This is a genomic window from bacterium, from assembly GCA_017744355.1.
Taxonomy (GTDB): Bacteria; Cyanobacteriota; Sericytochromatia; order S15B-MN24; family UBA4093; genus JAGIBK01.
The window spans coordinates 968,950-993,371 of sequence record JAGIBK010000001.1; the positions used below are offsets into that span (position 1 = coordinate 968,950).

General features: G+C 66.2%; 22 protein-coding genes. 16 read left to right on the forward strand and 6 right to left on the reverse strand.

Annotated features, from left to right (window positions below; translation table 11 throughout):
• Positions 1–57 precede the first annotated feature (57 nt).
• From J7643_04600 to J7643_04675, 16 genes are all read left to right on the forward strand, one after another.
• On the forward strand, positions 58–2,049 hold the full coding sequence (locus J7643_04600) for a cation:proton antiporter (GenBank protein ID MBO9539858.1): 1,992 nt from the start codon (positions 58–60) through the stop codon (positions 2,047–2,049).
• Between the two features lie 113 nt (positions 2,050–2,162).
• A complete protein-coding gene (locus J7643_04605; GenBank protein ID MBO9539859.1) occupies positions 2,163–3,503 on the forward strand; it encodes an acetyl-CoA carboxylase biotin carboxylase subunit in 1,341 nt (446 codons plus the stop codon).
• A 40-nt stretch (positions 3,504–3,543) separates the two neighbouring features.
• Positions 3,544–3,756 (forward strand): acetyl-CoA carboxylase biotin carboxyl carrier protein subunit, encoded by a 213-nt coding sequence (locus tag J7643_04610; protein ID MBO9539860.1) that lies wholly within the window; start codon positions 3,544–3,546, stop codon positions 3,754–3,756.
• Between the two features lie 35 nt (positions 3,757–3,791).
• The gene (locus tag J7643_04615) at positions 3,792–4,700 is read left to right on the forward strand and encodes a hydroxymethylglutaryl-CoA lyase (protein ID MBO9539861.1); all 909 of its coding nucleotides are present in this window, start codon (positions 3,792–3,794) and stop codon (positions 4,698–4,700) included.
• A gap of 28 nt (positions 4,701–4,728) precedes the next feature.
• Positions 4,729–5,508, forward strand: coding sequence for an enoyl-CoA hydratase (locus tag J7643_04620; protein MBO9539862.1), 780 nt, complete (start codon positions 4,729–4,731; stop codon positions 5,506–5,508).
• Positions 5,509–5,539: 31 nt separating this feature from the next.
• Positions 5,540–7,069 carry an acyl-CoA carboxylase subunit beta gene (locus J7643_04625; protein MBO9539863.1) on the forward strand — a complete coding sequence of 510 codons (1,530 nt, stop codon included), beginning with the start codon at positions 5,540–5,542 and terminating at the stop codon, positions 7,067–7,069.
• A 472-nt stretch (positions 7,070–7,541) separates the two neighbouring features.
• Positions 7,542–7,901 (forward strand): hypothetical protein, encoded by a 360-nt coding sequence (locus tag J7643_04630; GenBank protein MBO9539864.1) that lies wholly within the window; start codon positions 7,542–7,544, stop codon positions 7,899–7,901.
• Positions 7,902–8,023: 122 nt separating this feature from the next.
• Positions 8,024–11,194, forward strand: a complete 3,171-nt coding sequence (locus J7643_04635) for a hypothetical protein (GenBank protein MBO9539865.1) — start codon at positions 8,024–8,026, stop codon at positions 11,192–11,194.
• A 130-nt stretch (positions 11,195–11,324) separates the two neighbouring features.
• Complete coding sequence (locus J7643_04640; GenBank protein ID MBO9539866.1) at positions 11,325–11,768, forward strand: DUF5069 domain-containing protein; 444 nt, start codon at positions 11,325–11,327, stop codon at positions 11,766–11,768.
• A gap of 79 nt (positions 11,769–11,847) precedes the next feature.
• Positions 11,848–12,420, forward strand: coding sequence for a hypothetical protein (locus J7643_04645; protein MBO9539867.1), 573 nt, complete (start codon positions 11,848–11,850; stop codon positions 12,418–12,420).
• A 399-nt stretch (positions 12,421–12,819) separates the two neighbouring features.
• Positions 12,820–13,380 (forward strand): LPS export ABC transporter periplasmic protein LptC, encoded by a 561-nt coding sequence (gene lptC / locus J7643_04650; protein MBO9539868.1) that lies wholly within the window; start codon positions 12,820–12,822, stop codon positions 13,378–13,380.
• 2 nt (positions 13,381–13,382) lie between these two features.
• Positions 13,383–13,808: a hypothetical protein gene (locus tag J7643_04655; protein ID MBO9539869.1), complete on the forward strand. Its 426-nt coding sequence runs from the start codon at positions 13,383–13,385 to the stop codon at positions 13,806–13,808.
• Between the two features lie 7 nt (positions 13,809–13,815).
• Entirely contained in the window at positions 13,816–14,532 is a 717-nt protein-coding gene (lptB, locus tag J7643_04660) for an LPS export ABC transporter ATP-binding protein (protein ID MBO9539870.1), read from the forward strand.
• Complete coding sequence (locus J7643_04665) at positions 14,532–15,647, forward strand: LptF/LptG family permease (protein MBO9539871.1); 1,116 nt, start codon at positions 14,532–14,534, stop codon at positions 15,645–15,647. The genes lptB and J7643_04665 overlap by 1 nt, the downstream gene beginning before the upstream one ends.
• Positions 15,648–15,678: 31 nt before the next feature.
• Positions 15,679–16,980 (forward strand): adenosylhomocysteinase, encoded by a 1,302-nt coding sequence (locus tag J7643_04670; protein ID MBO9539872.1) that lies wholly within the window; start codon positions 15,679–15,681, stop codon positions 16,978–16,980.
• Between the two features lie 149 nt (positions 16,981–17,129).
• Complete coding sequence (locus J7643_04675) at positions 17,130–18,395, forward strand: hypothetical protein (protein MBO9539873.1); 1,266 nt, start codon at positions 17,130–17,132, stop codon at positions 18,393–18,395.
• Between the two features lie 64 nt (positions 18,396–18,459).
• Here J7643_04675 and J7643_04680 read toward each other — a convergent pair whose 3' ends face one another.
• From J7643_04680 to J7643_04705, 6 genes are all read right to left on the reverse strand, one after another.
• A complete protein-coding gene (locus J7643_04680) occupies positions 18,460–19,896 on the reverse strand; it encodes a GAF domain-containing protein (GenBank protein MBO9539874.1) in 1,437 nt (478 codons plus the stop codon).
• A gap of 127 nt (positions 19,897–20,023) precedes the next feature.
• Entirely contained in the window at positions 20,024–21,388 is a 1,365-nt protein-coding gene (gene glnA / locus J7643_04685) for a type I glutamate--ammonia ligase (protein MBO9539875.1), read from the reverse strand.
• 126 nt (positions 21,389–21,514) lie between these two features.
• A complete protein-coding gene (locus J7643_04690; GenBank protein ID MBO9539876.1) occupies positions 21,515–22,150 on the reverse strand; it encodes a hypothetical protein in 636 nt (211 codons plus the stop codon).
• Between the two features lie 122 nt (positions 22,151–22,272).
• The gene (locus tag J7643_04695; protein ID MBO9539877.1) at positions 22,273–22,971 is read right to left on the reverse strand and encodes a response regulator transcription factor; all 699 of its coding nucleotides are present in this window, start codon (positions 22,969–22,971) and stop codon (positions 22,273–22,275) included.
• 50 nt (positions 22,972–23,021) lie between these two features.
• Positions 23,022–23,690 carry a response regulator transcription factor gene (locus tag J7643_04700; GenBank protein MBO9539878.1) on the reverse strand — a complete coding sequence of 223 codons (669 nt, stop codon included), beginning with the start codon at positions 23,688–23,690 and terminating at the stop codon, positions 23,022–23,024.
• Positions 23,687–24,421 (reverse strand): sensor histidine kinase, encoded by a 735-nt coding sequence (locus tag J7643_04705; protein MBO9539879.1) that lies wholly within the window; start codon positions 24,419–24,421, stop codon positions 23,687–23,689. Before J7643_04705 ends, J7643_04700 begins: the two co-directional genes overlap by 4 nt.
• Between the last annotated feature and the right edge of the window lies 1 nt (position 24,422).

The window sequence follows — 24,422 nt, forward strand, 5'->3', positions numbered from 1 at the left end:
AAACGGCGTCTTGGCCTTTGTTTGCGCGCGTTTCGCTCTTCCGGTACCATTGATGGCATGGATGCTTTTCGACTGTTGATGGACCTGGCGTCGGTGCTGGCAGCGGCCCTCTTCATGGGCTTCGTCTGCTATCGCCTCAAGCAGCCCGTGATCATCGGCTACCTGATTGGCGGCCTTCTGATCGGGCCCTACGGCCTCAAGCTCGTCTCGGACCTCCACACCATCGAGACCTTCGCCGAGCTAGGCGTCATCCTGCTCATGTTCGCCCTGGGGGTCGAGTTCTCGTTCTCCGAGCTCAAGCCGGTCAAGAAGCTCGCCCTCTATGGCGGCAGCGCCCAGATCCTCATCACCATCGGCGTCGCGGCCCTGGCCTCACGCTTCCTCGGCCTCAGCCTCGGCGCGGGGATCCTGCTCGGCTGCATGATCGCCCTTTCGAGCACCCTCATCGTCCTCAAGTCCCTGATGGAGCGCGGTGAGCTGGAGTCGGCCCACGGCAAGGCGCTGCTCGGCTTGCTCATCGTGCAGGACCTCTCGGTGGTGCCCATCATGGTCGTCATGCCGAACCTGGACGACCCGGCGAAGATCATGGGGTGGCCCATGCTCTTCGCCCTCGCGAAGGCTGCCCTCTTCCTCGGCGCCGTCGTCTACCTGGGCACGAAGTTCTTCCCCCTGCTCATGCGCAGGGTCGCCCTCACCCGCAACAAAGAGCTCTTCCTGCTCTCGGCGATCTTCCTCTGCTTCGGCACCGCGGCCGTCTCGCACCAGATGGGGCTGTCGCTCGCGCTCGGGGCCTTCATCGCGGGGATCGTCGTCAGCGAATCGGACCACAGCCACCAGATCCTCGCCGACGTGCTGCCCCTGCGCGACCTGTTCGCGACCCTCTTCTTCGTCTCGATCGGGATGCTCATCGACCCGGTCTTCATCGCGACCCACCTGCCGACCGTCGCGGGCTTCGTCACGGCCATTGTGATCTTCAAGGTGGCGGTCGGCTTCGCCATCGCGCGCTACTTCCGGTACTCGGGGCGCACGGCCCTCGCCGTCGGCGTCGGCCTCGCCCAGATCGGCGAGTTTTCCTTCGTCCTCGCCAAGATGGGGCAGCAGCAGGGCCTCATCTCCGCCAACCTCTTCGCTCTGGTCCTCTCGAGCGCGCTCGTCACCATCCTCCTCACCCCGACCCTCATGCAGGCGGTGACGCCCACCTACCTGGCCTTGCGCCGGCTGCCCTTCTTCCGCGAGCGCCGCGGGACCACCCCTCAGGCGACCATCGCCACCGGCGAGCTGACGGGTCTGGTCGACCACGTGGTCATCTGCGGCTTCGGGCGCGTCGGGCACAACCTGGGCGAGGTGCTCATCCGCCACAAGATCCCGGTCCTCATCATCGACGTGGACCAGAACGTCATCCAGGACCTGCGCGAGCGCGACATCCCCTGCATGTACGGGGACTCGGCGAACATCGAGGTGCTCAAGCACGCCCGGCTGCCGCTCGCCAAGGCGCTCATCGTGACCCTGCCCGACCCCACCAGCTGCCAGCTCGCGGTCAAGAACGCCAAGACCCTCAACCCCAAGCTCGACGTCTTGGCCCGCGCCCATCGCACCCACGACATCCCCGAGCTGTACCACCTCGGCGCCGACGAGGTCGTGCAGCCCGAGTTCGAGGCGAGCATCGAGGTCATCCGCTACACCCTCGCCAAGCTGGGCTACACCAGCCGCGAGATCACCCGCTACAGCCACCAGATCCGCGAGCAGCGCTACAGCCAGTTCCAGGACGACTTCGACCCGGCCAAGGTGTCGGATCTGGTCGAGGCCCTGGGCGAGGCCGAGATCGCCTGGGTCGACATCCCGGAAGGCTCCCCCTTGTGCGACCAGAGCCTGCGCGACATCAACCTGCGGGGCCAGACCGGGGTCGGGGTGCTCGCCGTGCGCCGCGATGGCCGGATGTTCCCGAACCCGGACGCCGACCAGGTGGTACAGGCGGGCGACTCGCTCCTGGTGATGGGCATGGCCGACCAGTTGAGCTTCCTCTCGACCCTGCTCGCCCCGGTCCGGTGAGGCCGAAAGCCCCTTTCCTGCTTTCCAACGGCATGGGGTATACTGGTCGCTAGCATCTACCGGGCGAAGCGCCGATCCGGCCCTTTGCCACTGACGAAGGGGTCATCACGCACATGTTCTCCAAGATCCTCATCGCCAACCGCGGCGAGATCGCCTGCCGCGTCATTCGCGCCTGCAAGGCCCTCGGCATCCGCACCGTCGCCGTTTACTCGGAGGCCGACGCCAACGCCCTCCACGTCAAGATGGCCGACGAGGCCGTCCTGATCGGGCCCGCGCCGGTCGTCCAGAGCTACCTCAAGGTCGACGCGGTCCTCGAAGCCGCCAAGCAGACTGGCGCCGAGGCCATCCACCCGGGCTACGGCCTGCTCTCCGAGAACGCCGCCTTCGCCACGGCCTGCGCCGAGGCGGGCATCGCCTTCATCGGCCCCAAGCCCGAGGTCATCGCCAAGATGGGCGTCAAGACCGAGGCCCGCGTCATCATGCAGCAGGCGGGCGTGCCCGTGGTGCCCGGCTCCGACGGGGCGGTGGCCGACGTGGCCGAGGCCCAGGCCCTCGCCAACCGCTTCGGCTACCCGGTGATGCTCAAGGCCGCGGGCGGCGGCGGCGGCATCGGCATGCAGCTCTGCCACAACGACGAAGACCTCGAGAAGGCCTTCAAGCTCTGCGCGGCCCGCGCCAAGGCCTACTTCGGCAACGGCGACCTCTACATCGAGAAGTACGTGGTCGAGCCCCGCCACATCGAGATCCAGGTGCTTGCCGACCACCACGGCCACGTGGTGCACCTCAACGAGCGTGAGTGCTCCATCCAGCGCCGCCACCAGAAGGTCGTCGAAGAGGCCCCCTCGCCCTTCATCGACCCGGGCCTGCGCGCCATGATGGGCGAGGTCGCGGTCAAGGCGGCCGAGGCCATCGGCTACACCAACGCCGGGACCCTCGAGTTCCTGGTGGACAAGGACCGCAACTTCTACTTCCTCGAGATGAACACCCGCCTCCAGGTCGAGCACCCGGTCACCGAGCTGATCACCGAGGTGGATCTGGTCCAGTGGCAGATCCGCATTGCTGCGGGCGAAGCCCTCACCCTCCAGCAAGAGGCGCTCGCCCCGCGCGGGCACGCCATCGAGGCACGCCTCTACGCCGAGGACCCCAAGACCTTCATGCCGAGCCCCGGCACCCTGAGCACGCTCGAGTGGCCCGAAGGGATCCGCATCGACGCGTGGATCGAGCCCGGCACCGTGGTGAGCCCTCACTACGACCCCATGCTCGCCAAGCTGATCGCCTACGGCAACGACCGCGAAGAGGCGATCGCAACCCTCCAGGCCGCCGTCGCCAAGCTCAAGGTCGAAGGCATCAAGACCAACGCCCCGATGATCGAGGCCGTGCTCGCGAACCCCCGGTTCCAGGCGGGCAACTTCACGACCGACTTCGTCGCGACCGACCTGATGGCCTCGGTCTAACCCACATCACGCCCCCACCACGAAAGGAAACGCACCACCCATGCCCAACGTCACCAGCACCATGGCCGGCACCATCATCGAGATCCTCGTCGCCCCCGGCGATGCGGTCCAGGCCGGCCAGGACGTGGCCACCCTTGAATCCATGAAGATGCAGATGTATCTTCAGGCGGAGACCGCCGGCACGGTCAAGGAAGTCAAGGTCGGCACCGGCGACTTCGTCAACGAAGGCGACGTCGTCCTCGAACTCGCGTAGTAGCTGCACTGACCGCTAGAAGGGAGACGGCGACAATGGCGTTGCCCAAGCGCGTGACCGTGGTCGAGGTGGGTCCCAGGGACGGCCTTCAGAACGAGAAGACCCCCGTGTCCACCGCCGACAAGGTCCGCTTTATCGACTGCCTCTCGGCGACGGGCCTGAGCCACATCGAGGTGACGAGCTTCGTCAACCCGGCGTGGATCCCGCCTTTGGCCGACGCCGTCGAGGTCGCCTCTCTCATCCAGCGCAGGCCGGGCGTCACCTACACCGGCCTGGTGCCCAACCTCAAGGGCTATCAGCGGGCCAAGGAGGCCGGCTTGGACGCGATCGCGCTCTTCATGTCGGCCACCGAGACCCACAGCAAGAAGAACATCAACAAGAGTATCGACGAGGCCCTGAGCGTCCTCTCTGAAGTCGCAACAGCAGCCCGGGAAGATGGCGTGGCCGTCCGTGCCTACCTCTCGGTGGTCTTCGGCTGCCCCTACGAGGGCAAGGTGGACCCCGCGGCCGTCGTGCGGATCGTGAACGCCCTGCTCGAAATGGGCGTCTACCAGATTAGCCTCGGCGACACCACCGGCATGGCCAACCCCGTCCAGGTGCGCGCCCTGCTCGAACGCCTTTCGCGCGAGGTCTCGCTCGATCGCTTCGCCCTGCACTTCCACGACACCCGCGGCACAGCCCTCGCCAACGTCATGGCCGGCCTCGAGATGGGCATCACCACCTTCGACGCCTCGGCGGGCGGCCTCGGCGGATGCCCCTACGCCCCGGGCGCCTCGGGCAACCTCGCCACCGACGATCTGGTCTACGTCCTGCACGAGATGGGCATCGAGACCGGCATCGACCTGGACAAGCTGCTCGACTGCTCGGCCATGATGCAGCGGGTCCTCGGCAAGGAACTGCCCAGCCGCTACCTCAAGAGTCGCCTGGCCGCATGCGCGGTCTAGCCTCCCTGCTTTGGAGTCTGTATCTGTAATGGAACAAGTCCTGCTCACCGAGCGCCACGGGCCGGTGACGGTCCTCAAGCTTAACCGTCCCGACAAGATGAACGCCCTCAGCTTCCCCACCCTCCTGATGCTCCGCGAGGCCATCGAGGCCCTGCGCTTCGATCCCGAGGTGCGCGTCGTGCTCATCACCGGGGAGGGGGACAAGGCCTTCTCGGCCGGTGCCGACCTCAAGGAACGCGCCGGCATGACGCCCGTCCAGGTCAAGGAGTTCATCCGAACCATCCGCGACACCTTCACCGCTATCGAGGATCTGGGCAAGCCGGTCATCGCGGTGGTGAACGGCCTCGCCCTCGGAGGCGGCACGGAGCTTGCGCTCGCCTGCGACATTCGCCTGGCGGCCGACTCGGCGCTCATGGGCCTCACCGAGACCAGCCTCGGCATCATCCCCGGGGCTGGCGGCACCCAGCGCCTGCCTCGCCTGGTGGGCAAGGGCAAGGCCAAGGAGCTCATCTTCACCGCCCGCCGCGTCGCTGCGAGCGAGGCCAAGGAGATCGGGCTGGTCGAGCAGGTGTATCCCGCCGAGCGCCTGATGGACGAGGCCATGGCCATGGCCCTCAAGATCGCCGAGAACGGCCCCATCGCCCTCGAGCAGGCCAAGTACGCCGTCAACGCGGGCAGCGAGACCGATCTCAAGACCGGCATGCTCTTCGAGAGCCGCGCCTACGACGTCATCATCCCCACCAAGGATCGCCTGGAGGGCCTCGCCGCCTTCCGCGAAAAGCGCAAGCCCGTCTACGTGGGCGAGTAAGCAAGGAGAACCGATGAACCCCGCGACCCCCATGCAACACGACGAGAAGACCCTGCACGACGCGATCGCCACGATCAAGAAGGGCGGCGCCCCCAAGTACCACGAGGCCAACGCCGCCAAGGGCAAGCTCTTCGTGCGCGATCGCCTCCGGCTCCTCTTCGACGAGGGCTTCGAGCTCGAAGACGCCATGTTCGCGAACTTCCTGGCGGGTGATCTGCCCGCCGACGGCGTCTACACCGGCATCGGCAAGGTCAACGGCCGCACCGTCTGCGTCATGGCCAACGACTCGACCATCAAGGCCGGCTCGTGGGGCTACCGCACCGTCGAGAAGATCATCCGCATCCAGGAAACGGCCATGAAGCTCCAGGTGCCCATGCTGTACCTGGACGACTCGGCCGGCGCGCGCATCACCGACCAGGTCGAGATGTTCCCCGGTCGCCGCGGCGCGGGCAAGATCTTCTACAACGAGGTCAAGATGAGCGGCCAGGTGCCGCAGATCTGCGTGCTGTTCGGGCCGGCGGCTGCCGGCGGCGCCTACATCCCGGCCTTCTGCGACATCACCATCATGGTCGACAAGAACGCCAGCATGTACCTGGGCAGCCCCCGCATGGCCGAGATGGTCATCGGTGAGAAGGTCTCCCTCGAAGAGATGGGCGGCGCCCGCATGCACTGCTCGGTCTCGGGCTGTGGCGACGTGCTCGTCAGCACCGAAGAGGAGGCGATCCTCGCCCTCAAGCGCTACCTCGAGTTCTTCCCCCAGAACTTCGAGGGCAAGGCCCCGGTCATCCCCGCCATCGAGCCCAAGCCCGGCAAGGACATCGAGGCGATCATCCCGGCCAACCAGAACCAGCCCTTCAACATGTTCGACCTGATCGACCGGGTGGTCGATGAAGGCTCGCTCTTCGAGATCAAGAAGCTCTTCGCCCCCGAGCTGATCACGACCCTCGCCCGCATCGGCGGCCGCGCGGTGGGCATCCTCGCCAACCAGTCGCGCGTTAAGGGCGGCGTGCTCTTCACGGACACCGCCGACAAGGCCGCGCGCTTCATCTGGCTGTGCGACGCCTTCAACATCCCCCTGCTCTTCCTCTCGGACGTGCCCGGCTTCATGATCGGGTCTAAGGTCGAGCGCGAGGGCATCATCCGCCACGGCGCCAAGATGATCTCGGCGGTATCGGACGCGACGGTGCCCAAGATCTCGGTCATCATCCGCAAGGCGTACGGCGCGGGCCTCTACGCCATGTCGGGCCCGGCCTTCGAGCCGGACGTCTGCCTGGCGCTGCCCTCGGCCATGATCGCCGTCATGGGTCCCGAGGCGGCCATCAACGCGGTCTACGCCAACAAGATCGCCGAGCTGCCCGAAGAGGAGCGTGCCGCCTTCGTCGCCGAGAAGCGCGAAGAGTACCAGCGTGACATCGACATCTACCGCCTCGCCTCGGAGATGGTGATCGACGGCATCATCGAGCCTAACCTCCTGCGCGACGAGCTCATCAAGCGCTTCGCCGCCTACGAGTCCAAGGCCATCCCCCCGACCCCCAAGCGCCGCTCGGTGCTGCCGGTCTAGGGCGCGAGCTCAAAGAGGCGGCCTAGTTGGCCGCCTCTCAATAAGGCAAAGACCCGCATGGTATCCATGCGGGTCTTTGCCTTATTGACGTTGACGTTATTTTCATATCATAATCCGACAACCCCTGGCTGAAATGATCGTTGACATGAGACAGGAGGTCCCGCATGGCCCTACCACCCGGCGCTGCCGCCCTCCTCCCTGTTCTCCCTGCTCTCCCTGCCGCATGGACGCCCTGGCTTTGCGGGAGCGCTTTGTTGCTCTGCGTGGGGGCCCTCGGCCTCAAGCAGCTCACGCGGGCCGCCGCGAACTTCGAAGCCTGTCCCCATTGCGAGATGCCCATCATCCGCGGGAAAAGCATCTGCTACCTCTGTCTGAAACCGCTCAAATCCCCTGCTGGCAACACGCACGCAGCCCCCAGGCCCGCACGCACGCGTAAACGAGCGACCACGCGCTTGAAAGGGGGAGCTCAACGATGAAACGTACTGCTCAAGGGACCCTCGCCCAGACCCAGCGACTGGCCATGGCGGTGCTCAAAGCCCCCATCAAGCCCGCCACCAGGTTCTCCGACGTGCTCAAGGCCCTGAAAGACGGCAAACATCGTGTCGTGATCGAGGTGCCTTGGTACACCGACGGTTGCACTCACCAGCTCATCCTGAGCCGGATCGCAGGCGATCGCATCCACTTCCTCAACACGGCCAAATCGAGTGGCCGCCTCAAACAAACCCTGCCCCGTCGTAAGGAAGCGGATGGCACGGAAAGCGCACGCATCGACGACCTGCGCCAACTCTTCGAGAGCGCCCGCTGCGGCGCCCTCCTCCTTCCTCGACGCTAAGCCGTCTTTATCCGCCTTCATCCCCTTGCCTCGTCATCATCGGCGACGGCCTCAAGGCCGCGCGCCGCAGCGCCGGGCTTCAATTCCCGTGCTCGTTTTCCTGACGAAAGGATAGGATGCGCATGGAGATTCGCCAGACCCGCGTCTCGACCCAGCCGCTCCAGGGGACGGCCCCTCTCACCACCGTGACGGCCCCGCTGCTGCCCTCGGCCTCCCCCGTGCAGGAAACGACTGCGCGGCAGAGCCGCGATACCAACACGCTGGTAGCCTCAGGGGAAGCCTCCGAGTTGACACTCCAGGCTCAGGACGCGCCCCTCGGCTTCGAGGGGAACGCGCACTACCAAGCGCTCAAGGCTTCAGGGAAACTCACCCCCGAGGTCTCGGCCGAGCTCGCGCGCCTCGCGACGAGGCCGCTTGCTCCCGGCATCGATCGCGAGGCCCTCATCGCCGGCACGCTGCGCGATCTGGCCGACCCCGCCAGCATCAACCAGGGCTCGCGCCAGACCTGCGCCGCAGCGGTGATTCAGACCACCTTGGCCCTCGACGATCCTGCAGGCTACCTCAAGCTGATCGGCGACCTGGCCTCCCCGGCGGGCAAGGCAACCCTCGCCAACGGCGACACCCTTTCGCGAGAGCCGGGTTGGCGCCAAAACGGTGGCGTATCCCTGACCGCGGGCCTCATCCAGCCCGCGTTCATGCAGTACGCGACCGGCGGCACCTACGACAGCGCCAGCGACACCCGCATGACCGCCACGGGTCGCCAGCAGGGGCTGTACGCGGATGAGCAGAACAAGCTCGCGAACGCGGTCACCGGCAAGCAAACCGAGGTCGTCTTCGGCAACGGCGCCGCAGTCTTGGGCGCCGTCGCCGCCACGACGGCCCAAGGCCAACCCGTCGCTGCCGTCCTGAAGCGCGAGGACGGCAAAGGTCACTCCGTGCTGATCGAGCGCATCCAAGGCGACAAGATCACTTACTTGGATCCCCATGCAGGACGCGTCACGTGCTCCCTCTCGGAGTTCCAGGCGCAACTGCAATCGGTCAACCTCCCGAAAACGCGCGTCAGCAATGCCCTGCGCGCCGAGTCAGAGGCCATCAAGGCAGGGGGACGGGGCCTTCTCGCCGGGTTTTTCAATCCATTTGAGGCCGTGGCGAATGTGGCCAAGGCCGTTGTCGCTCCCGTCGTGCAGGTAGTCCAGGCCGTCGTCGCGCCCGTCGTGAAAGTAGCCACGGGGGTCGCCAAGGCCGTGGGCTCGGTGGTCACGGGATCCGTCAACGCCGTGGGCTCAGCGGTGTCCAACACCATCAACGGCATCTTCCAGGCAGGCGCGAGCTTCGTCCAGGGGATCGCGAACATCGGTGGCATGCTCGGCGAGGCCTGGAACAAGTACGGCTCCTACGTCATGATGGGCGCCTCCGTCATCTCGATGCTCGTGCCCGGCTTGCAGGTCGTGGCCCTCGCCATCGCAGCGTACCAGGCCTATCAGAGCGGCGAGATGCTACTCGAAGGGATTCGAACCGGTGATCTCAAGAAGTCGCTGCTAGGCCTTGCGGGAATGGCGGCCGCCCTGTCCGGCGGGGCCGGTGCGCTCGGCGCCAAGGTCCTCGGTGGCGGCGCCATGGCCGTGGCGAACGTGGCAGGGAAGGTCGGAAACGTCGCCAAGCAAATCGTCGCTTTCACCGATGCCATTCAGGAAGGCAATCCCAACAAGCTCCTCGGCGCCGCCGCAAGCCTCTTGGGCGAGGGGGCGCAAACGCTAGGCAACGGCGCCGAGGTCTTGGTGAAGCGCGCAACCGACTTCGCCGAGAAGGCCAATGCCTATGCCCACAAGGCCGAAAGGCTCTTCGAGGCTATCAGCAAAGGCGACATGAGCGTGCCGGCGCTCGCGAGCGCGCTGGCCGCCGACTTGGTCGGCGACTTGGGGAGCAATGCCGAGGCTCAGGCGAACCTCAAGCTCGCCAGCACCCTATTCGATGCGGGCACCAAAGGGGCCGTGGCCCTTCAGCGGGGTGACTGGGGGCAGGCTCTCGATGCTGCGCTCACAGGTGGTGAGGCAATTAGCGGTACGCTGCCCAGAAACGAAACCCTCGACAAGGTGATGCGCATTGCCAGCCTGAGTGCCAAGGGCAACGACGCCCTCCAGCGCCAGGACGTGAATGGTGCCCGAGGCGCCCTGCAGGAGCTGGGGCAGGAGCTTGGCTTTGCGATCCCGGGGCTCGAACAGCTCAACGCTCAGAACGTCCATCGGGTCGGGGGAATCTTCTCGGCCGCTCAGCGCGGGGACGTGGGGCAGGTCTTCGTGCTTGGAGCCGAGCTGAGCCAGGTGCTTGGCGTTCAGCTGCCGCGCCATGAAATCCTCGAAAAGGCGACGCGTATTGCCAGCCTGAGCAGCAGGGGCAACGACGCTCTCCAGCGTCAGGACGTGAACGGAACCCGGGACGCCCTGCAAGAGCTGGGTAAGGAGCTTGGCTTTGAAATCCCTGACCTCGAACACCTCAACGCCCAAAACGTCCATCGGGTGGGCGGGATCTTCTCGGCCGCCCAGCGCGGGGATGTGGGCCAAGCCCTCAGGCTAGGCAGCGGACTGAGCCAGATGCTCGGCGTTCAACTGCCGCATCCAGACATCCTTGATAATCCCGAGCTGCAACGGGCTGCTCGTCTTGCCACCCTCGCACAGCAAGGGGACGCGCAGGCGTTCGCAAAAGCGCTGAGCCAGGAATTGGGCCTAGATCCAACCACGCTGCCAGCGGCCCTCACCTCGGTCCTGGCGGGCCTGGGCACGCTCGAAGCCACTATCGTCCAAGGTGAGGAGGCTGCATGGCAACTGCGCGACCAGCTCCTAACCGGCATCGCAGAAACGCTCACACAGGCAGAGCAAGTCGTCGAGGGATTGGAAACACGTCTCGGAGCGGTCACGAAGCAGTGCGAAAGCGCGGTGAAGGCCTTCCTCGAAGAGCACACGATGGAGGCTCAGAAAGCGCTCGAAGAGGCGAAGGAGCAGATCGCCTCGCTCGGTAAACGATGGCCCTTCGACGCCGCCTTCTTGGCGCCCCTCGCGCAAGGGGCGGGTCCTCTGGACCCGGCCCTTGCGCGAGGGGCGATGCAACAGGCCGAGCAACTCATGCGCCAAACCCAGGAAGCCGTCGACGCGCTCCGCACGTATCAAGAAGGACTAAAACGAGAAGCGACCGAGATCGAGCGCGCACTACAGGCCCAAAGCGCAGCGGGGCTCACGAGCCACCTCCAAGCCTTCGGGAGCGCCACGCGGCAGCTGGTCGTCTTGGCCACCGTTTGAGCCATCTTCGCCTGAGGAGCATTCCAAAACTGCACTTTACAAAAGCAGCTTCTTTTTGGTAAGTAAGAGGGAGCCGAATCAAGCGAGCTGTGCCTCGCCTGATGTCCTGCTTTGCGAAAGGATACGCACCGTGCCTAAAGCCTTGGATCTCACCAAAGACTTCCCCCGCAGCCCCTACGCCGAGCTCGACGGCTACATGTGGCTTCCCCGCCTGATCGACAAGGCCCGCGCCTGCTTCGCCGGTACCCTCGGCGAGTACACCCCCTACCCCTGCGGCGCCGACAAGCGCTTCATCGGCGCCTACGGCCTCGATGCCGACGCGCTCGGCGAGGTCATCAAGTCGGGGGCGAGCGACGAGGAGATCGTCGCCTGGGTCAAGGCCAACCAGAAGGCCATGACCGCCGAGGAGGTCGCCGCCTTCCGCCAGCACCAGCTCAAGCCCATCACCGACGAGCAGATGCTCGCCTACTTCGTCCCCGCTCGCGACGCGGCCGCTCCCGGCCGTCCCGAGATCGACAACTGGTCCAAGCTGATCGCCGTCGAAGAGAACCACGCCATCCCGGCGAGCGTCTAACCAACCGGGACGCTAAGCTCAAGCCCGCTCGCTCTGGCGAGCGGGCTTTTTCTTGGCCCAGGACGGGTATAAGCCCCCTATGCCGAACGATCCGTCCAAACCATCGCCGCCCAGCTCGCGCGACTTCCTCAAGTGGGGCAAGTCCTTCCTCAAGGACGCCCTCGCCAAGCCCAGCAGCGACCAGCGGCACACCCGCCCCTTCGTGGCCCCGACCCCGCGCAACAAGCACACGACCTTCCTCTCGAGCGACCCGCTCGCCCTGGTCGCCATGCCCAAGGCGACGGCCGCCGAGCTCGCCGTGCGCGGGATCGTCTTTTTGGACAACGCCCAGCGCCCCCTCTTCGAGCCGCTCGCAAGCCACGCCCCCGCCTTCTCCCCCGAGATCGAGCAGGCGGTCATGGAGCGGTGCATCGCAGCCCTCGGCGAGGTGCGCGATCGCCTCTCGGCCGTCCAGGACCTCAAGCCCAAGGGCCGCTACCAGGGCCTGCCCCTCTCGCAGGTCCTCGACGGGATCGCCAGCAAGGACGTGGGGGCCTTCTTCTACTTCGCGCGCCAGAACGCGGCCCACTACACGGGCAAGTCCCTTCGCTTCACCGAGGCCTTCGTGGAATGGCTCGTCGCCCACGGCGATCCGGAAGCTCGCGCGCATTAAGCCCAAATCGGTCAAGAGCAAAATCGACGACAAGCCATGCCCGTTCGAGAGAGGCCCGGGCCCTGGGGGCGTGCGATGATGACCTCACGAAGCGGGGCGAACGCCCTCGGCTTCCAGGTCGTGACGGTCTGACCTTACCGGCCTCTGACGCCCCTGATGAGGGCCTCTCACGCCGGACAGCGACCGGCCCTGCTGCTCCCGCCCTGCCCGGCGCCACTCGCCGCGCGGGACGCTGGTCGAGCAGCAGGGCTTTTTTGCGTCGTGGGACGCGGAACTTTTCCGCGCCCCGAGCCGTCATGGGGGCAAGAAGCGCGCAGGGCGCGTGGTATACTTCACAAGAAGATTCTCGCTCGCGCCCCTCTCGGGAGCCCATTCACGAATGGCACGCATGGCTTTGGCATGAAGAAGCTCCTGATCCTCCCGGGCGCGCTCGCAGTCGCGCTCGGTTCCTGGTGGGGCACCCAGTTCGTCGCCCAGTGGACCCAGCCCCGGCCGATCCCCTCGGCCACGCCCGCGGGTCCCGCTTTCACCTTCGCCCAGGTCGACCTGGTCGAGTTCGGCGAGGGCGCCAAGCTTTGGGACCTCAAGGCGGACGCGGTGGTCTACGACTCGGAGCACCACGTGGCCAACCTCAGCGGGATCCACGCCCGCTTCTGGGAAGGGGGCCGGGTGGTCTCCACCGCAGACGCGCCCGAGGCGGTGTTCGACACCGACACCCGTGACCTTCGCATGAAGGGCGGGATTCAGGTGGAGGCGGCCCGCTCGGACACGGCGGTGCGGGCCGACGAGGTCGTCTGGCAAGCCGCTTCGCAGTCGCTGCATGCGAAGGGGGATGTCAAGTTCAGCCGGGGGGTCAGCCGCCTGGAAGGGCCCGAGCTCTGGGCCAATCGCAGCTTGGAACAGGTCCGGATGGGCGCGCCGGTGCGTGCGATCGTCCAGGTAGAGACGGGGTGGGACTAGACATGACGCACAACTTCCACGGACGGCTTGCGATCGCGCTGGCGATCGCCTTATCGGCCGCCCCCGCCCTCGCGGCTCCCGCCAAGCCCACCAGCGCCCAGGCCCTCGACCAGATGGAGGTCCTGGCACGCACCACCGAGTACGACGGCAAGGCCCACACCTATACCGTCAAGGGCGACGTGGAAATCACCCTCAAGGACCTTGCCGTCAGCTGCGACCAGGCCACCATCTACGCCTCGCCCAAGGAAGACCGGGTGGAGCGGATCGTCTTCTCGGGCAAGGTCGAGGCCAAGCGCAGCTCCGGGACCTTCCGCGGCGAGAAAGTCACCTACTACGTGGCCCAGCGCAAGCTCGTCGCCGAAGGCGGCACGCGCACCCGCCTGATGCTCCCCGCCTCCGGCTCGGCCGCTCCCAAGATCGGAGGGTAACGCGGCGATGATCGAAACCAAGAACCTCATCAAGACCTACCGCCAGCGGCGCGTCGTCAACGACGTCTCCATCAACGTCAACCGCGGCGAGGTGGTCGGCCTGCTGGGCCCCAACGGCGCCGGCAAGACGACGACCTTCTACATGGTCACGGGCCTGGTGCGCCCCAACGAGGGCGCCATCACCCTGGACGGCGAGGACGTCTCGCAGCTGCCCATGCACCTGCGCGCCCGCAAGGGGATCGGCTACCTGGCCCAGGAGCCCTCGGTCTTCCGCAAGCTGACCGTCGAGCAGAACCTGCTCGCGGTTTGGGAACTGCTAGGCATCAAGAAAGCCCAACAGAAAGAGCGGCTCGAAGAGCTGCTCGATGAGTTCCACATCCAGAAGATCCGCAAGTCCAAGGGCATGCAGCTCTCGGGTGGCGAGCGCCGCCGCGTCGAGATCGCCCGAGCCATGGCGACCAACCCGAGCTTCCTCTTGCTGGACGAGCCTTTCAGCGGCATCGACCCCCTGTCGATCTCGGACATCCAGAAGATGATCCGCCAGCTCAAGAACCGCAACATCGGCATCCTCATCACGGACCACAACGTCCGCGACACCCTGGCCATCACCGACCGGGCCTACATCCTGGCCGAGGGCCGGATCGTGGTCCAGGGCTCCCCCGACTTCATCGCCAACAACGAGCTGGCGCGCAAGTTCTACCTGGGGGAAGAGTTCAGCCTGTGATGCGCCTGCGCCTTCCCGGCTTCTCGATCATCGATCGCTACCTGATCGTCGAGTTGCTCGGTCCCTTCCTGTTCGGGGTCGGGGCCTTCACCGCGATCATGACGGCCACCTCGGTGCTGTTCGAGCTGATCACCCTCATGGTCCGCTTCGGCCTGCCCATCCTGACGGTGGTCCAGATCATCGCGCTGCGCCTGCCCGAGATGGCCTTCTACACCTTCCCCATGGCCATGCTGCTTGCGAGCCTGCTCTCGTTCGGGCGGCTCTCGGGCGACAGCGAGATCACCGCCCTCAAGGCCTGCGGCGTCTCCTTGTTCCGGATCATGGCGCCGGTGGCCCTCGTCAGCTTGCTCGTCAGCGGCGCCACCGTCGCCCTCAACGAGTACGTGGTGCCCAGCGCCGAGTGGGCCGCCAAGAACATCCTCTACGAGGCCCAGCACCAGAAGAAGCTGCCCACCTCCCGCGACAACGTCTTCTACCAGGAGCTTGAGGATGGGCGCCTCAAGCGGGTGTTCTACGCGCGCTCCTTCGACGGCGAGGTCATGCGCAACGTCCACGTGCAGGAGTTCGAGGGCGACCACCTGGACCGGATCATCCACGCCGACCGCGCACGCTACCAGGACGGCGCCTGGACCTTCTACGACGGCAAGCTCTACCAAATGGCCGACAACGGCGAGTACCGCTTCTTCGCCCGCTTCAAGGAGCAGAGGGTCCAGCTGCGCGAGGCTCTCTTGAGCCTCTCCAGCGAGCACCGCACCCCGACCGAGATGAACGTGCGCGAGCTGAGCGCCCACATCAGCCGGCTCGAGGAGAGCGGCGCGCAAGGTAGCGGCCTCAATGAATTGCGCGTACAATTGCACCAGAAACTCTCGGTCCCGTTCGCGAGCATGGTCTTCATGCTGGTGGGCGCCCCGTTGGGGCTTCGTCCCAACCGCAGCTCGTCGTCCATCGGGCTGGGGCTGAGCATCCTCATCATCTTCGTCTACTACCTGGCCATGTTCACCTTCATGGCGCTGGGGCAGACGGGCCACTTGCCTCCGGTGCTCGCCGCCTGGATGCCCAACATCCTCGGCGCCGCACTCGGTCTCGGGCTCATCGCCCGGGCGGCACGCAGCTAGTCTCGTATTCATAAGGAGAATTCGCTTGACCATGGTTCAAACCGCCCACGACTACAAGGTCGCGGACATCAGCCTGGCTGAGTTCGGCCGCAAGGAAATCGCGATCGCCGAGAAGGAGATGCCCGGCCTGATGGCGCTGCGTGAGCGCTACGGCGCCACCAAGCCCCTCAAGGGCGCGCGGATCGCAGGCTCCCTGCACATGACCATCCAGACCGCCGTCCTCATCGAGACCCTGGTCGCCCTCGGCGCCGAGGTCCGCTGGTCGAGCTGCAACATCTACTCGACCCAGGACCATGCGGCAGCAGCGATCGCCGCGGCCGGCATCCCCGTCTTCGCCTGGAAGGGTGAGACCGAGGCCGAGTACGACTGGTGCATCGAGCAGACCCTGCGCTGGCCCGACGGCCAGGGCCTCAACATGATCCTCGACGACGGCGGCGACCTCACGATCATGGTCCACCAGAAGTTCCCCGAGCTGCTCAAGGACATCAAGGGCATCTCCGAGGAGACGACCACCGGCGTGCACCGCCTCTACCAGATGATGGAGCGCGGCGAGCTCAAGGTGCCGGCGATCAACGTCAACGACTCGGTCACCAAGTCCAAGTTCGACAACCTCTACGGCTGCCGCGAGAGCCTCGCGGACGGCCTCAAGCGCGCCACCGACGTGATGGTGGCGGGCAAGGTGGTCGTGGTCGCGGGCTACGGCGACGTGGGCAAGGGCTGCGCCCACTCCATGCGCGGCTTCGGCGCTCGCGTCCTCGTCACCGAGATCGACCCCATCTGCGCGCTGCAGGCCGCAATGGAAGGCTACGAGGTCGTCACCATGGAAGACGCCGCCGCGCTCGGCGACATCTTCGTGACCACCACCGGCTGCAAGGGCATCGTCCGCGCCGAGCACATGAAGGTGATGAAGGACAACGCCATCGTGTGCAACATCGGTCACTTCGACTGCGAAATCGACGTGGCGTGGCTGGTCAACGAGTCGGGCGCCAAGCTCGAGGAGATCAAGCCCCAGGTCGAGCGCTTCATCATGCCGAGCGGCAAGGGCATCATCCTGCTGGCGCGCGGCCGCCTGGTCAACCTGGGCTGCGCCACCGGCCACCCCTCGTTCGTCATGAGCACCTCGTTCACCAACCAGGTGCTGGCACAGATGGCCCTCTGGAACGAGTCGTTCGAGCTCGGCGTCCACGTCCTGCCTAAGAAGCTGGACGAGGAAGTCGCCCGCCTGCACCTCGCCAAGCTGGGCGTCAAGCTGACCAAGCTGACCGACGACCAGGCCGCTTACCTGGGCGTGCCGGCTGAAGGCCCCTTCAAGCCCGAGCACTACCGCTACTAAGTTCTTCAGGTGAAGCGGGGCCTGCCAAGCTGGCAGGCCCCGCTTTTTTCGGGCCATGACGAAAGTTCCGAGCCCCATGACCCGATAAAAGGGTACAAGCTACCTATAGCATCCATCTCGTCTTCATCCCCACCGTGAGGAGGCCCCGCATGAGTACCGTCAAAAACGTCACCGGCATGAACGCCAGCCATCAGGTTAGCGGTACCAAGCCGTACAGCGAGGCCACCAAGAAGCTCCAGCAGGAGCTCAACAAGCACATCGACCAGGGCCACCTCAACGGCCCCAAGCTGAAGGAAGACGGCAAGGAGGGTCCCAAGACCCGGGCCAAGCTGCAGGAGTTCCAGGCCTTCACCAAGGCCCAGCCGGCCGAGACGACCACCGCGGTGGTGCCCGCCGCCCCTCAGGCCGTGGTCAAGGCGCCCACCCAGGCCGTTGTGCCGGCCGACAAGAACGAGACCAAGTACCCCACCGTCGGCGAGTACGTCGAGGGCCAGATCAAGAAGGCCGGTCAGGAGCTGAAGGAGGACGCGCAGGTCGCCGCCGTGACCGCGATCGCCGCCCCCGTCGTCGCCGTGATCGAGGCCCGTCACCTCAACCAGGCGCGCGAGCGCGTCGCGAAGCTGCCCATGGACCCTGACGGCAAGTGGAAGGTCGAGGCCAAGAAGATCTTCGCCGAAGAGCAGGCCGCCGCCAAGAAGGAGATTCTCGCCATCCCCGGCAAGGTCGCGGACGGCGTGGTCGACGCGGCGGTCGCCGTCAAGGAAGGCGTTTCGGACGCGGCGGATGCGGTCGCCGATGGGATCGAGGATGCGGCAGTCGCCCTTGCGGACGGCGTCATCGCCGTCGGTGACGGCGTCGTCAAGGCCGGCAAGGCGGTCGGCAGGGCCGTGGACGCCTTCGAGGACCAGATCGCCGAGATGGCGCACGACCTCAAGGACGATGCTCAGGTCGTCGCCGTGACGGCCCTCGCCCCCATCCCGGTCGCCGTCATCCAGGGCAAGCACCTCGAGCAGGCCCGCGAGCGCATCGCGAAGCTGCCCATGGACCCCGACGGCAAGTGGAAGGTTGAAGCCAAGAAGATCCTCGCTGAGGAGCGGGCCGAGGCCAAGGCCGAGATCCTCGCCCTCCCCGGCAAGGTGAAGGACGGTGTGGTCGACGCGGCAGTCGCCGTCAAGAACGGCGTGGTGAACACGGCCGAGGCGGTCGCGGACGGCGTCAGCGACGCCGCCACGGCGGTCGGCAAGACGGTCGTCAAGGGCTACAAGGTCGCCGAGTTCGCCGTCGAGGAGGCGGTGGACGACGTGAAGGACTTCGCCAACGACGTGGCCGACGACATCAGCAAGGGTGTCAAGGAAGCGCGCAAGGACGTGGGCGGCTTCTTCCAGCGCGTCGGCAAGTGGATCGCCGGCAACTAACGACGAACGCATCAACGGGGCGGGCTCCTCTCGGGGGGCCCGCCCCGTGCCATGAGGGGATCCTCTAGGCCTCGGGCAAAAGGACCGCCCGGTTGAGCGGCAGGGTGAACCAGAAGGTGCTGCCCTCGCCAAGCTCGCTCTCGACGCCCAGCTCCCCGCCCATCAGCTCGACCAGGGACTTGACGATGCTGAGACCGAGGCCCGCCCCGGCCCGCTCTCGCGTCGAGCTCGAATCCACCTGGAAGAAGCGCTCGAAGAGCTGCGGCACGTGCTGAGGGGCCACCCCGATCCCGGTGTCCGAGACCTCCACCCGCGCCCCTTCGGGCGTCTCGCTGAGGCGAACCTCGATGCGTCCGCCCTCGGGCGTGAACTTGATGGCGTTGGAGAGGAGGTTGGAGAGGACCTGGCCGAAGCGCAGCGGGTCCTGGTAGGCCATGAGCGGCGCGTCCGGCAAGGCGACGCTCAGATCCAGGCCCTTGGCCGCCGCTTGGGGGCGGTGGGCTTCGACGATTTCCTCGATCTTCTGGCACAGGTCTATCTTGCGACAGACCAGCCGGAAGGTCCCCGCCTCGAGCCGCGCGAAGTCCAGCAGATCGTCCACCAGGCGCTGCAACTGGCTGGCGCTCTGCGCGATGCGCTCGACGAAGGCCCGCTGCTCGGCGCTCAGGGGACCGCCGAGCTCGTCCGAGAGGAACTCCAGGTAGCCGATAATGGCGGTCAGCGGCGTGCGCAGCTCGTGGGTGACCGTGTTGATCAAATTGGTCTTGATCCGGTGGAGCTCCTTCTGGTGATCGAGTTCGATGGCCCGGCGCAAGAGCTCATCCTCGGCCTGCTTGCGCTCGGCGTGCTCCAAGGCGAGGGCGACCATGTCGGCGATTGAGGCGGCGAAGGATTCTTCTTCGAGGGCCCACTGGCGACGCGGGCCCACATGCTCGAAGCAGACGATCCCGATGGTACGGCCGCCCCACTGGATCGACGCGTCCAGCATGGAGGTGATGCCCCGGGGGATCAAGTAAGAGTCCCTGAGCTCCCGGGTCCTGGGGTCCTGTTGGGCGTCCGAGACAGCCAGCACTCGGTCGGCGGCGATCGCCTCGAAGTAGACCGGGTAGGTCTGCGCCTTGAGCTCGGTGCCTGCGGAGTGAATGTGGCGGCTGCGCTCGTAGAGGTCGGCGCAGGTCACGGCGGCCTGCTCGGCCTCATAGCGCCAGATGCCGACGCGCTCGACCTCGAGGGTCTCGGCCGCCGCTTCGGTGATGGCGGCAAATGCCCGTTTCAGATCACCCGTGGCGAGCGCGCGATTCTTGGCCAGCTCCAGGAGGCGCTTCTGCTGGCGACGGTGCATCGCCTCGGCGAGGCCCTCGGGGCTCACGGGGCCGAACTGGCGCTCGCCTCGCAGGCATTGCCGGACCAGCTCGCCAAGCGCGAGCCCCTCGCGCTCGGCCGCGGCACGAAGGGCCGCCTCATCGGCGGGGTCCAGGTCGAGGGTGATGTCGAGCGCCATACCGCATGCTCCCTTCTGCGGTGGGATAGGACGGATTGTACCAAGGGGAGCAATGCTTTACAAATCACAACAATCCCTCGCTCATACGAAAGCGCCCGGCTCATCGCCGGGCGCTTCGAGATGAACGCTAGTAGAGTTCGAGGTAGCGCTCGCGCTCCCAGGGGGTGACCTGGAGGCAGTACTCCTCCCACTCCTGGGTCTTGGTGTCGACGAAGCGCTCGTAGATGTGCTCGCCGAGGGCCTCCTGGATCACCAGGTCCTTCTTGAGCTCGGCGATCGCCTCGCCAAGGTTGGCGGGCAGGGCGTGGATGCCGCGAGCGGTGCGCTCGGCGAGGCTCATGTGGTAGAGGTCCTCCTCGACCGCCTCGCGCAGGGGGAGCTTGCGCTCGATGCCGTCCAGGCCGGCCGCGAGCATGACCGCGAAGGCCAGGTAGGGGTTGCAGCTGGGGTCCGGGCAGCGCAGCTCGACGCGGGTCGCCTTGGGGACGCGGGGGTTGATGCGGGGGATGCGGATCAGGGCCGAACGGTTGTTACGGGCCCACGAGACGTAGACCGGGGCCTCGTAGCCGGGCACCAGACGCTTGTAGGAGTTGACGGTGGGCGCGAGCAGGGCGATCATCCCGGGCGCATGCTCGAGGATGCCCGCGATGAAGTGCCGTGCGACCTGGCTGAGGCCGTAGGGATCGTTGGCGTCGTAGAAGGCGTTCTGGCCGTCCTTGAAGAGGCTCATGTGGGTGTGCATGCCGCTGCCGGCCACGCCGTGGATGGGCTTGGGCATGAAGGTGCAGTGCAGGCCGTGGCGCTGAGCGATCGCCTTGAGGGTGTAGCGGAAGGTCACCGCGTTGTCGGCGGTGGTGACGCCGTCGGCGTACTTGAAGTCGATCTCGTGCTGACCGGCGGCGCACTCGTGGTGCGAGGTCTCGACCTCGATGCCCATCTCTTCGAGGGCGTTCACCATGTCGGCGCGCACGTCCATGGCAAGGTCCGTCGAGAGGTCGAAGTAGCCGCCCTGGTCGTTCGGCAGGGCCTCGATCTTGCCGGGCTCGTTGCTCTTGAAGAGGAAGAACTCGAGCTCGGGGCCGGTGTTGAACTCGTAGCCCAGGTTGCGAGCCCTGGCGACCATCCGCTGCAGGGCGCCGCGGGGATCGCCCACGAAGGGGGAGTTATCCGGCAGGAAAACGTTGCAGATGACCCGGGCGTGCTTCTTGGTCTCGGACTGGTCCCAGGGAATCACCCGGAAGGTGCCCACATCGGGCAGCAGGAACATGTCGGACTCGGCGATCCGCAGGTAACCCTCGATGGAGGAGCCGTCGAACCACTTGCCGTGCAAGATGGCGTCCTCGAACTGGGTGGTCGGGATGGTGACGCTCTTGACGACGCCGAGGATGTCGCAGAACTGCAGGTTGATGAACTTGACGTTCTGCTCCTGGCACTGCGACAGGACCTGGGCGATCGCGGCGGCCTGGGTTTCGGGCGTAGCAGTCGTGGTCATAAAAGCGATGCTCCTCCTTGCACGGGGACTTGAACTTTTTCAATTTACACGGTTTTCGCTGAAGATGATCTGAAGACCCTCAGGCAAAAAAAAGAGGCCGCGCGTACGCGGCCTCGGGGCTGAAACTTAGTCGATCGAGGGCGGGGTGGGACGGCTGCTACCGCCGGTCGAAGGGGGAGTAGGACGGCTGCTGCCACCGGTGGACGGGGGCGTGGGGCGATAGTCGCCGCCGCTCGAAGGAGGAGTGGGACGGCCGCCGCCAGTCGAGGGCGGGGTCGGGCGATCGTTCTCACGGGGCAGCGGGCTGTAGTAGGTGTAGCTGGAGCGGCCCGTCTCGCGGCGCGAGGTATCGAGGAACTTGCTCTCCATCCGGCCGGTGGTGGCGCTGAGGCGCTCGTTGCCGAAGAGGCCCATGAAGCCCTTGTCCAGCGTGCCGTTGCCGTTCTTGTCCGCCTCACGCAGGACCGCGCCGACGATCTCATCGGCGTCCAGGCCGTCGCCGTTCAGGTCGGCGAGCCTCGCGTCGCCCTTGCGAATGCCCTTGAGCACGTCGTAGGTGACGGTGGTGACGGTGACGAAGTCACCCGTCAGCCAGTCGCGACTCGCAGACGAAGTGCTCTCCTTGCGATCGAAGAGGGGCTCCCCCTCAGCCTTGTCGATGCGACCGTTGCGATCGGTATCGAAGCGCCCGACGATCTCGTTCGCCTTCTTGCGAAGATCGTTCATGTTGCGTTCGGAAAGGCCGGTGATCGAGCTCGACATGGGGCATCCTCCATTCGCTTACGAGGTGAACCGCTGAACGTGATGCTCTCTATGTCGTCTACCCGGGGCGCAAGTTTCTTATGAGAAAGTTAAGGATAGGCGGACTTTTGACTAACTAATCCTCAGGACGCGGGCGGCCGAAAGGTGTAACCCCGGCGAGACGAGAGGATGAGGGCCGGCTCGGCCGGCATGGGCTCCAGCTTGCGGCGCAGGTTCTTGATGTGGGTGTGGATCACCTGGGGGTTGCCCAGCTGCCGCGGCTCGCCGAGGGCCTCGACCAAGAGGATCTCGGTGGTGACGGCCTGCTCGGGGTGGGCCGCCAGAAAGCTCAGGATGGCGAACTCGGAAGGGGTCAGCTGGACGGCTTTCTCCCGCAGGGTTGCGGTGTGGGAAGCGGCCTCGAGCTTAAGGGTGCCCGCCTCGACGGGCTCCGCCGGCTCGAGCCCGCGCTGTCTGGCGCGCAGGTGGACCCGCAGGCGGTACTGGAACTCCAACTGGTCCAGGGGCTTGAGCATCACGTCGGTGGCCCCGGCCTGGAAGGCCTGGTATTTCACCTCGGGGCGATCGCCCAGGAAGAAGATGGGCGTGTCGAGGAAGGTGGCCATGGCCCGCAGCCTTCGGCACAGGGTGAGGCCGTCGACCCCAGGCAGGGCCGAGTCGACGAGGACCAAGGCGGGGAGGGCGAGCTCGGCCTTGCGCAGGGCCTCGCTCGCGCTCGTGGCGCTCAGCTGCTCGGTGCCCCCCTGCTTTTGGAGGAGGAAGGCGAGAAGGCGCTTGAGCTCGGCGTCGGCCGTGGCGATGAGGATCGATGGCTTCTTCATATGGGCCATGAGATCCTACCGCGAAGCGATCGATTAGAAAAGCGATCGCCTCAGAGGACCAGGCCGCGGCGCTTGGCGTAGGCCACGAGCGCGGCGCGCCCCTTGAGGGCCAGCTTGTCCATGATGCGCATGCGGTGCGTCTCGACGGTGCGAACGCTGAGCACCAGCTTCTCGGCCACTTGCTTGTTGGTCAGGCCTTCGGCGAGGAACTTGAGCACCTCTTGCTCACGCTCGGTGAGGGTCTCGTAGGACTGGGCCTCCTCGCCGGCATCCACCCGGTCGAGGTAGTCCCGGATCACCTGCTTGGCCATCTCGGGGCGCAGGAAGGTCTCGCCGGCCATGACCTGGTGGATCGCATCCAGCAATTCGTTGTCGGCCGACTTCTTGAGGACGTAGCCCGCCGCCCCTGCCTGCACCGTGCGGAACAGGACCTCCTCGTTCTCGTGCATCGTGAGCATGAGGACCTTGATGGCGGGGAAGCGGCGCTTGAGCTCGTAGGTCGCCTCGATCCCGTTCATGCCGGGCATGGTGATGTCCATGATCACGAGGTCCGGCCGGTGGGTCTCGGCCAGCTGGAGGGCCATGGTACCGTCGGTCGCCTCGGCGACGACCTCCAGGTTGGGCACGTTGCTGAGCATCAGCTTGAGGCCCGTCCGGAGGATCGCATGGTCGTCGGCGAGCAGGATGCGCACGGGGGCGGCGAAGGCTTCGGTCGTCATCGAGAAGAAGGCTCCTTGTCGTCGGCGGGGGTAGAGGAAAGTGGGACGCGCAGGGTCACGGTGACGCCGGCCCCGGCAGCCGAATCCACCGTGCAGGTCCCGCCGAGCAGATCGGCGCGAAGCTGCATGCCGGCGATCCCGACCGGCTCGTCAGGATGGGGCACAGCGCCCCCGCTCGGTTCGTCGAAGCCGACCCCGTCGTCGGCCACCACGACCTGCAGGTGGTCGGAGGCGAAGTGCACCGCGACGCGCAGCGTCGAAGCCCGGGCGTACTTGCCGGCGTTGGTGAGGGCCTCCTGCACGATGCGGAAGACCGTCACCTCGTGGATGGGGTCCAGCCGCACCTCTTCGCCCTTGGCGCTGAAGGCGACCTTCACCTGATGCCGGGCGCCGAAGTCGCGCACGAAGGAGCGAAGGGTCGCCACCAGACCGAGGTCCTCCAGGAGCGGCGGCCGCAAGGCGACCGAGACCTGACGCATGGTCTCGAGGGCGTCCCACGTCTGCTGCTTCAGGACAGGCAACTGGTCCTTGACCTGCTCGAGGCTCTGGGCCCCTTCGAGCATCTTGAGTCCGAACAGCAGCGAGGTCAAGAGCTGGCCCGCATCTTCGTGCAGTTCGCGCGCCACCTGGCGGCGCTCGTCCTCTTGCAGGAAGAGCACCTTTTGAAGCAGGCGGCGGATGGGCCCGTCGGAACGATTCGCCCGCATGAAGGAGGATCCGAGTTCGCGCATG